Genomic DNA, 16646 nt, shown 5'->3' with positions numbered 1-16646 from the left:
GGGACCCGGGGCCTGTCGGGCGCGCCGGGGGACACCGATCATGGGGGAAGCAATGCGCAAGACACTCACCGCGACGGCCTTCGTTCTGGCGGCCGCTCTGCTGGCGGGCTGCGGTGGTGGCGAGGAGAAGCTGGCCGACGCGAGCAAGGGGAGCAGCCCCGCCGCTCAGGAGCCCTCCAAGTCGAAGGAGATTGGCGGAGATGCCGTGGAGAAAGGCGCGTCGCACGAGGTGACGATCAAGGTCGAGGGGACGGGTAAGAGCAAGGTCATGTACACCCTCGACGACTCGGACTTCGCGGACGTGGAACTGCCGTGGACGAAGACGGCCACCATTGCCCCGCGAGGCGCGGAGAGCAAGGTCGGACGGCTGGTGATCGTCACGCCCGGCACCATGACGGCGGCCGACGGCAAGCTGGTCTCCGCAGGATGTTCGATCACCGTCGACGGCAAGACGGTCGTCGAGCACGAGGGTGGCGAGACGGGCAAGCCCTGCTCGTACAAGCTCACGTAGGAACTCTACGAAGGCCGGCCCCATTCCCGTTCCCGCTTACCGACCCGCGGGCGGAGAGCGGACGTGCGGCGATCACCGGTACGTGTCACTCTCCGGCCCCGAATCCATCGAGTAAACAGGTACGTAAATCTGTACAGAAACAGGACCGACGTGGGGGCACGGGGGCGCACCCGGTACGCCGCCCCCTGCCCCGCGTCGTCCCGACCGTCAGGCCGGCCGCAGCCAGACCGTCGCCAGCGGCGGGAGCGTCAGCGTGATGCTGGTGTCCCTGCCGTGGGCCGGTACCGCCTCCGGCTTCAGCGGCTCCTCGTTGCGCACGTCGCTGCCGCCGTACCGGTCCGCGTCCGTGTTGACGACCTCCACCCAGGCCTCCGGGCCGTCCGGTACGCCGATGCGGTAGTCGCTGCGCACTACCGGCGAGAAGTGGCAGACGGCGATCAGCGGCGACCCGTCCGCGTCGTAGCGCACGAACGAGAACGCGTTGTCCTCGGCGGCGCCCCCGTCGATCCAGCTGAAACCTTCCGGCACGCTGTCCCGCTGCCAGAGCGCGGGCAGCGCGTTGTAGACCCCGTTGAGATCCGTGACCAGGTTGCGTACGCCCCGGTGGTCGCCGGAGGCCTCGTACGTCTCGTCGAGCAGCCACCAGTCCGGGCCGTGACCCTCGGACCACTCGGCGCCCTGCGCGAACTCCTGTCCCATGAAGAGGAGTTGCTTACCGGGGTGCGCCCACATGAAGCCGAGGTAGGCGCGGTGGTTCGCGCGCCGTTGCCACCAGTCGCCGGGCATCTTGGTGACCAGGGCCTGCTTGCCGTGCACCACCTCGTCGTGCGAGATCGGCAGCACGTAGTTCTCGCTGTACGCGTACACCATCGAGAAGGTCATCTCGTTGTGGTGGTACTTGCGGTGGACGGGCTCCTTGGACATGTACACCAGCGAGTCGTGCATCCAGCCCATGTTCCACTTCAGACCGAAGCCGAGGCCCCCGTGGTCCGTGGCGCGGGTGACGCCGTCCCAGGCGGTGGACTCCTCCGCCATCGTGACGACGCCGGGGTTGCGCCGGTAGACCGTCGCGTTCATCTCCTGGAGGAAGGCGACCGCGTCCAGGTTCTCCCGGCCCCCGTACTCGTTCGGTGACCACTGGCCGTCCTCGCGGGAGTAGTCGAGGTAGAGCATGGAGGCCACCGCGTCGACCCGCAGGCCGTCGATGTGGAACTCCTCGCACCAGTAAGTGGCGTTAGAGACCAGGAAGTTACGGACCTCCTTGCGGCCGTAGTCGAACTCCAGCGTGCCCCAGTCCGGGTGCGAGGCCCGGTCCGGGTCGGAGTGCTCGTACAGCGGGCGGCCGTCGAACTCGGCGAGCGCCCAGTCGTCGCGGGGAAAGTGGGCCGGCACCCAGTCCATGAGGACGCCGATGCCCGCTGCGTGCAGCGCGTCGACCAGGAAGCGGAAGTCGTCCGGGGTGCCCAGGCGGGACGTCGGCGCGTAGAAACCGGTGACCTGGTAACCCCAGGACCCTCCGAAGGGGTGCTCGGAGACCGGCATCAGCTCCACGTGGGTGAAGCCCAGCTCCCTCACGTACGAAGGGAGTTGGGATGCGAGCTGGCGGTAGGTGAGACCGGGGCGCCAGGACGGGAGGTGGACCTCGTAGACCGAGAACGGGGCCTCGTGGACCGGGCGGTCACCTCGGTGGCTCATCCAGTCCTCGTCCTGCCACACGTGGTGCGACGCGGTGACCACCGAGGCGGTCGCGGGCGGCACCTCGGTGCTGCGGGCCATCGGGTCGGCGCGCTGGGTGTGCGAGCCGTCGGGCCTGCTGATGTCGTACTTGTACACGGCGCCTTCGCCGACGCCGGGGAGGAACAGCTCCCACACGCCGGTGGAGCCGAGGGAGCGCATGGGGAAGGCCGTGCCGTCCCAGTAGTTGAAGTCGCCCGCGACGCGCACGCCCCGCGCGTTCGGTGCCCAGACGGTGAACCGGGTACCCGCGACACCCTGGTGCTCCATCGGCTGGGAGCCGAGTGCCTTCCACAGCTCCTCGTGCCGGCCCTCGCCGATCAGGTGCAGATCGAGTTCGCCGATGGCGGGCAGGAAACGGTACGGGTCCTCCACCTCGATCGTGTTGTCGTCGTAGACGACCCGAAGGCGGTAGCCGTCCGGCACGGCGGGCAGCGGCAGGACGCCCGAGAAGAAGCCGTCGCCGTCGCTCTGCAGTTCGGACTGCTTGCCCTCGGTCAGCACGGTCACCGCCCGCGCGAAGGGGCGCAGAGCCCGGAAGAGCACCCCGCCCGAGGCCGGATGCGCGCCGAGCACGTCGTGCGGGGCGTGGTGCTCACCGGTGAGCAGCCGGCCCCGGTCCGCGTCGTCCAGGGCGGCGGCGGGCAGCACGTTCTTGCCGCCTCCACCGCGCCGGGGGCGGGGCGGGGTCTTGGAGGCCGCTGCGGTCGTCTTCCTGGCCCGGGCCCGCTTGGCCGGCGGCGGGGTGGGCCCGGCAGGAGCATCCGTGCCGGCGGGAGCGGCTGCTGGAGCCGTGGCAGGAGCGGGGGCGGGCGCCGCGGCCGGGGCGGTGACCTCGGTGGTCACCGGCTTGGCCGTGGGCGGGGCCTCGACGGGCTCGGACGGCTTGCGGGACGGCTTGCGGGCGGTCACGGAGACAGCCTCCTCGAAAGGCTCGTATGGCTCGCGGGTGGGTGGTGGGAAGGGGAGGTCACACGGGCGTGGCCGCCAGGCGCTGGATGGCGGCCATCGGGACGGGCAGCCAGTCGGGGCGGTGCCGGGCCTCGTACAGCACCTCGTACACCGCCTTGTCGGTCTCATGGGCGCGCAGCAGCTCCGGCTCGCAGCGCGGATCGGAGCCCGCCGCGCCGGCGTAGCCCTCGCAGTACGCGGCCCGGCAGCGGGCCGCCCATTCGGGGTTCCAGGGGTGGTGCGAGCTGGCCGCGTAGTCGAAGGACCGGAGCATCCCCGCGATGTCGCGCACCGTCGGTTGCGGACTGCGGCGCTCGGGGAGCGGCTTGGCAGGCTCGCCCTCGAAGTCGATCAGCGACCAGAAGCCGTCGTCTCCCCGCAGGGTCTGGCCGAGGTGCAGATCGCCGTGGACCCGCTGCGCCGCCCAGCCGCGCCCGGTGTCCCTGAGCGTCGCCACGGCGTCGAAGGCGGTGCGCAGCCCCGGTACGTACGGGACGAGCGCAGGGACCGCCTGGGCGGCGGCCTCCAGGCGTTCCGTCATCCCGGCCACCAGGTCCCTGGTCCGTTCGTGGGCGAGAGGCGGCGTCGGCAGCGCGGTGGCGAGGGCCGTGTGCACCTCTGCGGTCGCCCGGCCGAGCGCGTGTGCCTCGGGTACGAAGTCCCGCCCGGCGGCCAGGGCGGCCAGCGCGAGCTGCCAGCCGTCCTGCGCGCCGCGCAGGAAAGGCTGCAGCACGCCGAGCGTGAGCGGCTCCGGGGCCGTCGTCGCCTCGAACCAGGCCACCGGGGCGGGCACCCGGCCGCAGCCCTCGCGGCCCAGCGCGAGCGGCAGTTCGAGATCGGGGTTGGTGCCCGGGAAGACCCGGCGGAAGATCTTCAGGATGAGGGCGTCCCCGTAGACGAGCGAGGAGTTGGACTGCTCGGTGTCCAGGAAGCGCGGGGCGAGATCCGGCGGGACGGGCTCCGCCCGGTCGAAGCGGAGGAGGCCGAGGGATCCGGGGTTACGGAATCGTTCCAGCAGAAGGTCGGCCACGCGCGGGTCGTGCAGCCCCTCGTACACGGTGCGGCCCGCCAGCGGGCCGTCCGTGACCTGGCCGATCCGGGCGTCGGCCAGGCGAGGAGGAAGCGCGGCGCGCACCCCGAGCAGGAGCTGGTAACAGTCCCCCTGGGCATGCGCGGAGCGGCTGCTCGGCTGGTGCACCCGGACGAGCAGATGGAGCAGTCCGGGGGTCGTACCCGGGGTGTCCAGAGGCAGTATCTCGGTGGCCGCGACGAGGGAGAAGCCGGTGACCGGCTGCCCCTTGCCCGCGAACCACCGCTGCCGGGGCACCCACTCGTGGAGCAGCGGGGCGAGCGACGCCAGCAGGACCGTGGTGCCCATGGCGCTCGTCGAATGTCTTCTTGTCGTCTTTCTCGATGTTGCGCTCTTCGCCAGGGCGACTCGAGTGGATGCAGCCTCCGACATGGCATCGCGTCCTTTCCCCGGGCACACCACAGGATGCGAAGAGTGTCCCGGATTGCGGCAACGGCTGTCCGGCTGTGCGGGACGTGTCGGGTGAAGAAATGTCCGTATGGACTCGATCAATGCTCGATCAATGGGCCACAAGTGCCAGGAAGGGCCAGGAAGTGCTCGATATGGGGGGAGAGTGCCCCGTGCGGGGCGGCGGAAACCGCCCCGCGGGTGGCGCCCCGCAGGCGGGGCGCCGTCAGCAGGCCGGCACCGGTGGTCAGCTGACCGGAGCGTCCTTCCGTAGCCGGAACCAGTAGAAACCGTGCCCCGCGAGTGTCAGCAGGTAGGGCCACTGGCCGACGGCGGGGAAGCGCACCCCGCCGATCAACTCCACCGGATGACGCCCGTCGAAGGCCCGCAGATCGAGCTCCGTCGGCTGTGCGAACCGCGAGAAGTTGTGGACGCACAGCACGAGATCGTCCTTGTACTCACGGGTGAACGCGATCACCGCGGGGTTCGAGGACGGCAGTTCGCTGTACGAGCCGAGACCGAACGCCGGATTCTGCTTGCGGATCTCGATCATCCGCCGAGTCCAGTGCAGCAGCGACGACGGCGAGGCCATCGACGCCTCGACGTTGGTGACCTGATAGCCGTAGACCGGGTCCATGATCGTGGGGAGGTAGAGCCGCCCCGGGTCGCTGGAGGAGAAACCGGCGTTGCGGTCGGGTGTCCACTGCATCGGGGTGCGTACGGCGTCACGGTCGCCCAGCCAGATGTTGTCGCCCATCCCGATCTCGTCCCCGTAGTAGAGGATCGGGGAACCGGGCAAGGACAGCAGCAGCGCCGTGAAGAGCTCGATCTGGTTGCGGTCGTTGTCCAGGAGCGGTGCGAGACGTCGTCGGATGCCGATGTTGGCCCGCATCCGTGGATCCTTGGCGTACTCCGCGTACATGTAGTCGCGCTCTTCGTCCGTGACCATTTCGAGCGTGAGCTCGTCGTGGTTGCGCAGGAAGATGCCCCACTGACAGCCCGACGGGATCTCCGGGGTCTTCGCCAGGATTTCCGAGACCGGGTAGCGGCTCTCGCGCCGTACGGCCATGAAGATCCGGGGCATCACCGGGAAGTGGAACGCCATGTGGCACTCGTCGCCGCCGGCCGTGTAGTCGCCGAAGTAGTCGACGACGTCCTCCGGCCACTGGTTGGCCTCGGCGAGCAGCACGGTGTCCGGGTAGTTGGCGTCGATCTCCTTGCGGACCCGCTTGAGGAAGTCATGGGTCTCGGGAAGGTTCTCGCAGTTGGTGCCCTCGCGCTGGTAGAGGTAGGGCACCGCATCGACCCGGAAGCCGTCGATGCCGAGGTCCAGCCAGAAGCGCAGGGCCGAGATGATCTCCTCCTGCACCGCCGGGTTCTCGTAGTTGAGATCGGGCTGGTGCGAGAAGAACCGGTGCCAGTAGTACTGCTTGCGGACCGGGTCGAAGGTCCAGTTGGACGTCTCCGTGTCGACGAAGATGATCCGGGCGTCCGGGAACTGTTTGTCGTTGTCGGCCCAGACGTAGTAGTCGCCGTACGGCCCGTCCGGGTCCGTGCGGGACTGCTGGAACCAGTCGTGCTGGTCGCTCGTGTGATTCATGACGAAGTCGATGATCACGCGCATGCCGCGCTGGTGCGCGGCGTCGACGAACTCCACGAAGTCGGCGAGGTCGCCGAATTCGGGCAGCACGGCGGTGTAGTCGGAGACGTCGTAACCGCCGTCGCGCAGCGGTGACTTGAAGAACGGCGGCAGCCACAGGCAGTCGACGCCCAGCCACTGCAGATAGTCCAGCTTGGCGGTGAGGCCTTTGAGGTCACCGACGCCGTCCCCGTTGGAGTCCTGGAAGGACCGGACGAGTACCTCGTAGAAGACGGCGCGCTTGAACCAGTCGGGATCGCGGTCCTTGGCGGGAGTGTCCTCGAACAGGTCGTGGACAGGCTCATTGACGATCATGGTGTGGGTGACCCTCCGGTCGGCGGGGACGGTCGCAGGGCCGCGATGTGCGCCGGCGCCGTACCCGGCTCCAGACGCACATAGAAGGTCCTGCCCCAGTGGTAGGTGTCGCCGGTGAGCTCGTCGCGCACCGGCACGCTCTCGTGCCGGTCGAGGCCGAGACGCGGCATGTCCAACGAGACCGTGGCCTCCTGGGTGTGGTGAGGGTCGAGGTTGACGACCACCAGGACGGTGTCCGGGCCGGAGCGCTTGCTGTAGGCGATCAGGGCCTCGTTGTCGACCGGGTGGAAGTGGACGTCCCGCAGTTGCTGGAGCGCCGGATGGCGGCGCCGGATCCGGTTGAGCGAGGTGATCAGGGGAGCGAGCGAGCGGCCCTCACGTTCCGCCGACTCCCAGTCCCTGGGCCTGAGCTGATACTTCTCCGAATCCTGGTACTCCTCGCTCCCGGGACGCACCGGGGTGTTCTCGCACAGCTCGAAGCCCGCGTACACGCCCCAGGACGGGGACAGAGTCGCGGCCAGGACAGCCCGGGCCTCGAAGGCGGGACGGCCGCCGTCCTGGAGGTAACCGGGAAGAATGTCGGGCGTGTTCACGAAGAAGTTGGGCCGCATGTACGAGGAACTCTCGCCCGAGAGTTCGGTGACGTACTCGGTGAGTTCCTGCTTCGTGTTACGCCAGGTGAAGTACGTGTACGACTGCTGGAAGCCGACCGAGGCCAGCGTGCGCATCATCGCGGGGCGCGTGAAGGCCTCCGCCAGGAAGACGACGTCCGGGTCGCTGCGGTTGATGTCGGCGATCACCTTCTCCCAGAAGACCACCGGCTTGGTGTGCGGATTGTCGACACGGAAGATCCGTACGCCGTGCTCCATCCAGAACCGCAGGATGCGGAGGGCCTCCGTGACGATCCCGGGCATGTCCGTGTCGAACGCGAGCGGATAGATGTCCTGGTACTTCTTGGGCGGGTTCTCGGCGTAGGCGATGGACCCGTCCGGGCGGTGGTGGAACCACTCCGGATGCTCCGTCACCCAGGGGTGGTCCGGGGAGCACTGCAGGGCGAAGTCCAGCGCGATCTCCATCCGCAGCGTGCGGGCCGCCGCGACGAAGTGGTCGAAGTCCTCGATGGTGCCCAGGTCCGGGTGGACCGCGTCGTGGCCGCCCTCGGCCGAACCGATCGCCCAGGGCACGCCCGGGTCACCGTCCCCGGGGGTGAGGCTGTTGTCGGGGCCCTTGCGGTGGGTGGTGCCGATGGGATGGATCGGCGGGAGGTAGACGACGTCGAAGCCCATCGCGGCGACGGCGGGAAGCCGCTCGGCGGCGGTCCGGAAGGTACCGCTGACCATCCTCGGGGCGGGCGGCAGGGGCAGCTCCGCGGTGACCGCCGCAGGGGCCTTCCTCCGCGTGGCGGGGGTCTTCGTGGCCCGCGGCTTCCGGGCCGACTTCTCCGGCGCCGCGGCCTCCTCCCGCGCACCCTCGGAACGCGGGAACAGCTCGTACCAGGAGCCGTACAGGGCGCGACGGCGCTCGACCGTCAGCGGCTGGGGCCGGGACGCGGTGACCAGTTCGCGCAGGGGGTGGCGTCCGAAGACCCTGTCCACCTCGGCGGTCAGCGCGGCCGCGAGCCGGGCGGCCGCCGGGCGTTCCGTGTCGCGCAGCGCGTCGACGGCGGCCAGCACGGCCTCGCGCTCGTCCTTCTTGGGTACGCCCTCGGCGGCGCGGGCGTAGAGCTCGGCCCCCTCGTCGAGGACCAGGGCGACGTCGATGCCCGCCGGAATCTTGATCTGCGCATGGGTGCGCCAGGTGGTGACGGGATCGCTCCACGCCTCGACGGTGTATGTCCAGCGGCCCTCGGAATCCGGGGTGACGTCGGCGCCCCACCGGTCCGTGCCAGGGGCGAGCTCACGCATCGGCGTCCAGGGGCCGGGCCGTCCGTTCGGGTCGCACAGGACGACGTTGGCGGCCACGGCGTCGTGTCCCTCGCGGAACACGGTGGCGCTGACCTCGAAGGTCTCACCCACGACGGCTTTGGCCGGCCGCCTGCCGCAGTCGACGAGCGGATGGACGTCCAGGACGGGAATGCGACCGATCATGGAATCACCTGGGGGTCGGAGCTCGGCATGCGCGGCGCGCGACGTGGGCGGGAAGGGCTGACCGCGCGCGCCGCGATGGTGGGGTTGCGTCCTTTGTAGCTGCTCGGTCGTCGGCTGGCGGGCTGTGGGCATGGCCGCTCCTGTCCGCGTTCACTCGAATGGCACTCGAATGGCAGGTGCGCGGGCGGTTCGTGCTCGGACCGGGGCACCTGGTATGTGCAGCGCGGGGGTGTTACCGGGGAAGCCTTCCCACCGCTTTCGGGCGGCCAACCCGGCGGTGTGTCAACTCCTGGGTGCAACCGGTGCACACGCTGTGGGCCGCGCGCCGGTCCCCCGGCCGTCACGCGGGCACCTCCGCAGCCTTCCCTGTGGTGCGGGGTGTCACAAGTACGAGCGAGGAGGGGAAATCAGCCATATCGCCCGTGACAGACGGGGGCGTAACCGGCGCATCTGGCCCATGCGGCGGCAGGGGTCCGAGGGCCCCACGGTGCCCCGGCGACCGGAGTGGTGCGGGAGGTGGCAGAGGGAGGGTGCGCCCGTTGCAGCGCCCGGGACGGGGGCGGGCGGACCGCGCCGGGGCGCAGCCACTGAGCCGGTCGCGCGCCGTGGCCTCGTTCGGCGGCACGCCGCTACCGTCGAGGGTGACGGAGAGGGCGCCCACCGTCGTGCGTCCCCTCGGATCCGTACGTCCCCTGTAAAGGTGGGATACGTGAAGGCCATTCGTCGATTCACCGTGCGTCCCGTCCTCCCCGAACCCCTGCGACCCCTCAACGACCTCGCCCGCAACCTGCGCTGGTCCTGGCACATCGAGACCCGACAGCTCTTCCAGGCGGCCGACCCGGAGGGCTGGCGGCCCGCGGACACCGACCCCGTGCGTCTGCTCGGCGCTGTCTCCGCCGCGCGCCTCGCCGAGCTGGCCGGGGACCAGCAGTTCCTGCGGCGGCTCACCGAGGTGTCCGAGGACCTCCGGGAGTACCTCGGCGGCCCGAGGTGGTATCAGAACCAGCTGTCCCAGGGCGCGGAGCTCCCCGCGGCCATCGCCTACTTCTCACCCGAATTCGGCGTCACCGCCGCCCTGCCCCAGTATTCGGGCGGGCTCGGCATCCTGGCCGGTGACCATCTGAAAGCCGCCAGCGACCTGGGCGTGCCGCTCATCGGGGTCGGCCTTCTCTACCGGCACGGCTACTTCCGGCAGAGCCTCTCCCGGGACGGCTGGCAGCAGGAGCACTACCCCGTCCTCGACCCCGACGAGCTGCCGCTCACCCTCCTGCGGGAGGCCGACGGCACCCCCAGCAGGGTCGTGCTCTCCCTGCCCGGCGGGCGCTCGCTCCACGCCTCGGTCTGGCAGGCCCGGGTCGGGCGTGTCCCCCTGCTGCTCCTGGACTCCGACGTCGAGGAGAACGCACCGGGCGAGCGCGACGTCACCGACCGGCTCTACGGAGGAGGCAGCGACCACCGGCTGCTGCAGGAGATGCTGCTCGGCATCGGCGGGGTGCGCGCCGTACGCGCCTACTGCCGGCTGACCGGGCACGAGGCCCCCGAGGTGTTCCACACCAACGAGGGGCACGCCGGATTTCTCGGCCTGGAGCGGATCCGGGAACTCTCCGAGACGGGACTGGACTTCGACGCCGCGCTGGAGGTCGTACGGGCCGGTGCGGTCTTCACCACGCACACCCCGGTGCCCGCCGGGATAGACCGGTTCGAGCGCCAGCTCGTCGCCCGCCATTTCGGTGACGACGGCGAGCTGCCCGGGGTCGCCGTGGACAGGATCCTGCGCCTCGGTATGGAGACCTACCCCGGCGGTGTGCCCGACCTCTTCAACATGGCCGTGATGGGCCTCCGGCTCGCCCAGCGTGCCAACGGGGTCTCCACCCTGCACGGAGCCGTCAGCCGGGAGATGTTCTCCGGGCTGTGGCCGGGATTCGACCCCTCCGAGGTGCCGATCACCTCGGTGACCAACGGGGTGCACGCCACGACCTGGGTCGCCCCCGAGGTCCTCCGGCTCGGCGCCGGCACATTCGGCTCCGAACGCGCGCAGAACGCCCTCGCCGGAGCCGAGATCGGCCGGGAGGCCGGTGCCGACGGCGGAACAGCAGGCACACCCAGACGCTGGGACGCCGTGGCCGCCGTCCCCGACCGCGAGATCTGGGACCTGCGCCGGGGGCTGCGCGAGCAGCTCGTCACCGAAGTACGCAAACGCCTCTACGCCTCCTGGCGCAGGCGCGGCGCGGGCACTGCCGAACTGGGCTGGATCGACGGTGTCCTCGACCCGGACGTGCTGACCATCGGCTTCGCCCGCCGGGTGCCCTCGTACAAGCGCCTCACCCTCATGCTGCACGACCGCGACCGGCTGCGGGAGCTGCTGCTCCACCCGACGCGCCCGATCCAGATCGTCGTCGCCGGCAAGGCCCACCCCGCCGACGACGGTGGCAAGCGGCTGGTGCAGGAGCTGGTGCGGTTCTCGGACGACCTGCGGGTCCGCCATCGCATCGTCTTCCTGCCGGACTACGGAATGGGGATGGCGCAGAAGCTCTACCCGGGCTGCGACGTCTGGCTCAACAACCCGCTGCGCCCCCTGGAGGCCTGCGGCACCAGCGGCATGAAGGCGGCGCTCAACGGCTGCCTCAACCTCTCCGTGCGCGACGGCTGGTGGGACGAGTGGTTCGAGCCCGACTTCGGCTGGGCGATCCCCACCGCCGACGGCTCCGCCACCGACGAGGAGCGGCGCGACGAGCTGGAGGCCAACGCCCTCTACGCGTTGATCGAGGACCGGGTCGCCCCCCGTTTCTACGATCGCGATGCCGAGGGCCTGCCCGAGCGGTGGATCGAGATGGTCCGCCGCACCCTGGTCACCCTGGGGCCCAAGGTCCTCGCGGGCCGCATGGTGCGGGAGTACGTCGAGAGGCTCTACGCCCCCGCGGCGCTGTCACGCCGGGCCCTGGATCCCGCGGCCGCCCGCGAGCTCGCCTCCTGGAAGAGCAGGATCCGCGCGGCCTGGCCGCAGGTGGCGGTCGGCCATGTGGAGGCTTCCGTCGACACGGTCGTCGGCGGTTCCGCCGAGCTGGGGTCCACCCTGGCGCTCCGGGCCCGGATCGCCCTGGGCGGTCTCGACCCGGAGGACGTGGAGGTGCAGGTGGTCGCCGGGCGGGTCGACTCCGGGGACGCGATCGCTGAGGCCCAGACGTTTCCGCTGAAGCCGGCCGGCGGTCACGACCTGGAGGGCCGCCGGCTGTACGAGGGCCCGCTCGCCCTCGACCGCACGGGCCCCTACGGGTACACCGTGCGCGTCCTGCCCTCGCATCCGCGGCTCGCCTCGGGTGCGGAACTCGGTCTGGTCGCGGTGCCGAACGCCGTCACGGGTGACGGCGGCGGGGTGATCCTGCGCTGACACACCCGCTCGCGGTGGGCCGGGCGCGTGTGCCGCGCCCGGCCCACCGCTGTGCCCGCCGGCCCCGAGGGAAGAACCGACAGGGGTGTTTCTGCTGTGACCTCGCTAACATGGCAGCCGTGCCGGTGTCGCCCAGCAGCCACCGACCTGACAGCGAGGCGTCCCCGGGACGCGAGTGGAGGCCAGCACGGTGAAAGGCGGCGGAGGTCGAGCGAGACGCCTGGCCCGTCGTCTGTCCGCGCGGAACGGCACCACCCGTCCGCTGCACATCCGCCGGCCGGAATCCGTCCCCCTGAGGGGCGACCGCTTCACCACCGCGGCCCGGCTGCGCTGGCTGCACTCCGCGAGCACCCGGATCGGCACGACCCTCGACCTGGAGCGCACGGCCGAGGAGCTGGCCGGATTCAGCGTCCCCCGACTCGCCGACGGCGCGGCCGTCGACGTGCTGGAGTCCGTGCTGCGCGGTGAGGAGGGGGAGCGGGTCACCGGCACGGCGGTTCCCGTCACCCGTGCGATGGCCGTCCGGGCCATCGACGCGCTGAACGAGCTCGAACCCTCGCCCGTGGGCCAGGTCGTCGACCACCGGGAGCGCCACGAGACGCTGCTGACCACCGAGTGCCTGCGCAACGGCCGGCCCGTGCTGGTGAGCAGGATGACCCAGGAGGACTACGAGCGCGTCACGCCCACCCGGAGCGCGGCCGAGGCGATGCGGCGCCAGGGTGTCCACAGCTACATGGCCGTCCCACTGATCGCCCGCGGCGTGCTGCTGGGATCCGCCGACTTCGTACGCGCGGGCAGCAGCCCGCCCTTCAACCGTGCCGACTTGGATCTCGCGGGTCAACTGGGCTCCATGGCGGCCGTGTTCATCGACAACGCGCGGCTCTACGGGCGCGAGCGCGAGCACGTGCTCTCGCTGCAGCGCTCCCTGCTCCCGCGCGCCACTCCCCACACCCCGGGCCTGCGGGTGCACGCCCATTACGCTCCCGCCGTCGACGCGCACGGGGTGGGCGGCGACTGGTACGACGTGGTGGCGCTGCCCAGCGGGCGTACGGCGCTGGTCGTCGGCGACGTCACCGGTCACGGCCTGCCCGCCGCCGCCACGATGGGCCGGCTGCGGGCCGTCGCCCGTACGCTCATGATGCTGGACATCGCACCCGACCGGGTGCTCGCCCGGCTGGACCTGGCGACCCGCGACCTGGAGGACGACCAGGTCGCCACGTGCCTGTGCGCGGTCTACGACCCGGCCGACTCCAGCTACACCATCGCGAGCGCGGGCCATCCGCCGCCGCTGCTGGTCGACGCGGGCGGCACCGCCCGCTACCTCGACGTGCCGGTCGGTGCGCCGCTGGGTGCCGGGGTCATCCCGTACGACCCGTTGCGGCTGCGCGGCCCTGCGGGCGGCCGGCTGGTGCTCTACACCGACGGGCTGATCAAGACCAGGACCGACGACGTGGACGTACAACTGGAGGGACTGCGCGCGGCCGTGGCGGCGATGCCGCCCGAGCAGCTCGACGCCGGTGGTCCGCTCACCTCGCCGCGGCGCGACGACGGCCGTTTCGACGAGGCCGTGCTGCTGGTCGCCGGGGGCCATGAGCTGCCGTCCGAGGTGAACTTGCGGGAGTGGGACCTGCCCACGGAGGGCAACCCCGCTTCCACCGCACGCAATCTGATCACCGAGCAGCTCACGCGGTGGGGCCTCGACGAACTCGCGGACGTGACGGAACTGGTCGTCAGCGAGCTGGTCGGCAACGCCCTGCGCTACGGCGGAGGCCCGGGCCGGCTCCGGCTGCTGTACGACGAGCGGGACGAGCGGCTCCAGGTGGAGCTCGCCGACACCGGGCCCGATCTGCCGCAGATCCAGCACGGGGGCGTCAGCGACGAGGGCGGGCGGGGGCTGCAGCTCATCAACGTGCTGTGCCGCAGGTGGGGTTCGTGCCGCACGGCGGCCGGCAAGGTCGTCTGGGCCGAGCAGGACATCCCGGGATGACCGGACGTACTCAGCGGGCGGGGCGGCCCGGGGGAGTGTCGTTCCCCCCGGGCCGCCCCTTCGGCGCGATTGTGCTCAGAAGGTGAGCTTGACGCTGTTGAAGGTGCCGGTGTCGCCCGAGTAGGCGTCCTGGACCTTGAGGTTCCACGTGCCGTTGGCCACCTCGGACGAGGCGTTGACCGTGTAGGTCGCCACCACGTCGTCCGCGGAGTCGCTCGACGAGGAGTTCTTCAGGCGGTACGCCGTCCCGTCCGGGGCGACCAGGTCGAGGACGAGGTCACCGCGGTAGGTGTGGCTGATGTCCACCGCCACCGACAGGTCACTGGGCGCGTTGCCGGTGACGCCGCTGACGACGACCGGCAGGCTGGTGGTGCTCCGGTCGGCCAGGGCCCTCGCGGTCGTGTTCTGGAAGACCGTGCCACCCGGGTCGGGGTCGGTGCCCCCGCCGGGGCGGGAGCCCACGGCGATACCGGCCCAGGCGTGGGCGACCGCGGCGTACTCGGTGCTCGTGGTGCCGTACAGCTCACCGGCGACCGCGAGGGTGCCGGTGCGGGCCGCCGCGTAGTTCGTGGTGGAGGTGAACTTCGTGGTGAGCGCCTTGTACCAGATCTGCAGCGCCTTGTCCCGGCCGATGCCGGTCACCGGAAGGCCGTCGGACGTCGGGGAGTTGTAGGCCACCCCGTTGACCGTCTTGGCCCCGCTGCCCTCGGAGAGCAGGTAGAAGAAGTGGTTCGCCGGGCCCGAGGAGTAGTGGACGTCGACCGAGCCGATGCCCGAGTACCAGTAGTCCTTGGACGCGCCGTCCTTGCTCGGCTTGTCCATGTAACGCAGTGGGGTGCCGTCGCCGTTGATGTCGATCTTCTCGCCGACGAAGTAGTCGCCCGGGTCGGCGGCGGTGTCGGAGTAGAACTCCACACCCGCCGCGAAGATGTCCGAGGTCGCCTCGTTGAGGCCGCCCGACTCGCCGCTGTAGTTGAGGCCGGCCGTGTGGGAGGTGACGCCGTGCGTCATCTCGTGGGCCGCCACGTCCAGCGAGGTCAGCGGCGCGGCGTTGCCGCTGCCGTCGCCGTAGGTCATGCAGAAGCAGCTGTCGGACCAGAAGGCGTTGACGTAGTTGTTGCCGTAGTGGACGCGGGAGTACGCGCCGACGCCGTCGCCCCTGATACCGCTGCGGCCCATGACGTTCTTGAAGAAGTCCCAGGTCTCCGCGGCGCCGTAGTGCGCGTCGGCGGCGGCGGTCTCGAGGTTCGACGCGCTGCCGTTGCCCCAGACGTCGTCGGCCCCGGAGAAGAGCGTCCCGGTGCCGGACGTACCGCGGTTCAGGTTGTACGTCTTGTGGTTGCCGCGTGCGGCGTCGGTCAGGTTGTACGAGCCCGAGGAGCCGGAGGTTCCCAGTGTCACGGTGCCGTTGTACTGGGTGTTGCCGGTGCCGTTCTCGATGGCCTGCCACTCGTAGAGCTCGGCGCCGGAGGAGGCGTCCGTGATGACGTGCAGCTCGTTCGGGGTGCCGTCGTGCTGGAGGCCGCCGACCACGGTCTCGTACGCGAGCTTCGGGGTCCCCGTCGCCGCCCAGACGACCTTGCGCGGGGCCTCGGACGCCTCGGTGCTCTTCGAGCCGTCGGCCCGGGCCGCGGCGAGCGCCTGCTTCTCGGCGGTGGCCGGTGCGACGGCCGCGGTGGTGCCGGCCGCCTTCAGCTGCGCGCCGGTCGCCTTGGACGCCTTGGTGACGCCCTCGGTCGTACCGGACTCCGACTCGGACACGACCAGGTCGCCGCCGAGGACGGGGAGGCCGCCGAGCGTGCGCTCGTAGCGGGTGTGGGTGGTGCCGTCGACGTCCTTGACGACATCGCGGACCACGAGCTTCTCCGTGGTGCCGAGCCCGAGTTCCTCGGCGGTGGCCGCCTTGCTGGAGTTGGCCTCGCGAAGCAGTTCGGCCCGCTGGGCGGGGGAGAGCTTCGCGGGGAGCGCGCCGGGGTCGGCGCCCTTCGCCGCTGCGGCGGGGGCCGCGGTCGCGCTCTCGGGGGCGGCGGTTGCGGCACCGCCCTGGAATCCGACGGCGAGGAGGGCTGCTGCGGCTATCAGAGCGCCGGTCGCGGTGGTACGACGGCTGGGCGTGGGTCTCACGCGGACTCCTTCTGCGAGGGGGCGACGGCCGACCGGGTGAGCGGGCCGGGCAGAGCAGGCGGTGCGTGGAACGGGGGAAGAGTGCCAGCCGGAACAGGGGCGTGTCAGGACCGCGTCAATACATTGGCCGGAATTCGTCCGTTGCCGGAATGGTCATGTTCGTTAAGCGGACGTTTCGCCGCGTGTCATTCATGTCTCGCGAGAAGTTGCCGCGACGGTCATCGGCCGTACGCCGCAGGGTGGAGAGGGGTTTCCCGCGGTATCCGTCGGGGCCGGGTCCCGCGAGGGGAAGCGGACGGGACCGCGTGCTGAGACGGTGCGCGGGGATGGCCGGATCGGGGCCGGGTGCCGAGAGAGGCCGCCGCCCACCCGCCGCCCCCCGCCGGTCAACCGCCGGCCCGGCCTGGACGAGGCGACGGCCCCGGCCAGCCGG

General features: G+C 71.0%; 8 protein-coding genes. 3 read left to right on the top strand and 5 right to left on the bottom strand.

Translation table 11 applies throughout. The features are described from left to right. Positions 1–52: 52 nt before the first annotated feature. Complete coding sequence (locus ACWD04_RS00365) at positions 53–511, top strand: hypothetical protein (protein ID WP_451126529.1); 459 nt, start codon at positions 53–55, stop codon at positions 509–511. A 207-nt stretch (positions 512–718) separates the two neighbouring features. Here ACWD04_RS00365 and glgB read toward each other — a convergent pair whose 3' ends face one another. The 4 genes from glgB to ACWD04_RS00345 all read right to left on the bottom strand — a co-directional run bounded on the left by glgB (position 719) and on the right by ACWD04_RS00345 (position 8714). Further along, positions 719–3157 (bottom strand): 1,4-alpha-glucan branching enzyme, encoded by a 2439-nt coding sequence (glgB, locus tag ACWD04_RS00360; protein WP_451126527.1) that lies wholly within the window; start codon positions 3155–3157, stop codon positions 719–721. A 58-nt stretch (positions 3158–3215) separates the two neighbouring features. Beyond that, entirely contained in the window at positions 3216–4658 is a 1443-nt protein-coding gene (locus tag ACWD04_RS00355) for a maltokinase N-terminal cap-like domain-containing protein (RefSeq protein WP_451126525.1), read from the bottom strand. A 262-nt stretch (positions 4659–4920) separates the two neighbouring features. Beyond that, positions 4921–6627, bottom strand: coding sequence for a maltose alpha-D-glucosyltransferase (gene treS, locus ACWD04_RS00350; protein ID WP_451126523.1), 1707 nt, complete (start codon positions 6625–6627; stop codon positions 4921–4923). After that, positions 6624–8714 (bottom strand): alpha-1,4-glucan--maltose-1-phosphate maltosyltransferase, encoded by a 2091-nt coding sequence (locus tag ACWD04_RS00345; RefSeq protein ID WP_451126521.1) that lies wholly within the window; start codon positions 8712–8714, stop codon positions 6624–6626. Before ACWD04_RS00345 ends, treS begins: the two co-directional genes overlap by 4 nt. 709 nt (positions 8715–9423) lie before the next feature. Between ACWD04_RS00345 and glgP the strand changes: the two genes are divergently transcribed. Both glgP and ACWD04_RS00335 read left to right on the top strand, forming a co-directional pair. Beyond that, positions 9424–12102 carry an alpha-glucan family phosphorylase gene (gene glgP, locus ACWD04_RS00340; RefSeq protein WP_451126519.1) on the top strand — a complete coding sequence of 893 codons (2679 nt, stop codon included), beginning with the start codon at positions 9424–9426 and terminating at the stop codon, positions 12100–12102. Between the two features lie 190 nt (positions 12103–12292). Continuing rightward, on the top strand, positions 12293–14089 hold the full coding sequence (locus ACWD04_RS00335) for a SpoIIE family protein phosphatase (protein WP_451126517.1): 1797 nt from the start codon (positions 12293–12295) through the stop codon (positions 14087–14089). Between the two features lie 75 nt (positions 14090–14164). On the opposite strand, the gene ACWD04_RS00330 is transcribed toward ACWD04_RS00335, so the two are convergent. Continuing rightward, entirely contained in the window at positions 14165–16213 is a 2049-nt protein-coding gene (locus ACWD04_RS00330; protein WP_451126515.1) for a M4 family metallopeptidase, read from the bottom strand. Positions 16214–16646: the final 433 nt, after the last annotated feature.

This window comes from Streptomyces sp. NPDC002911, from assembly GCF_053591835.1.
Note: the sequence above shows the minus strand (reverse complement) of the source record. Positions and strands in the feature narration are given on the sequence as shown.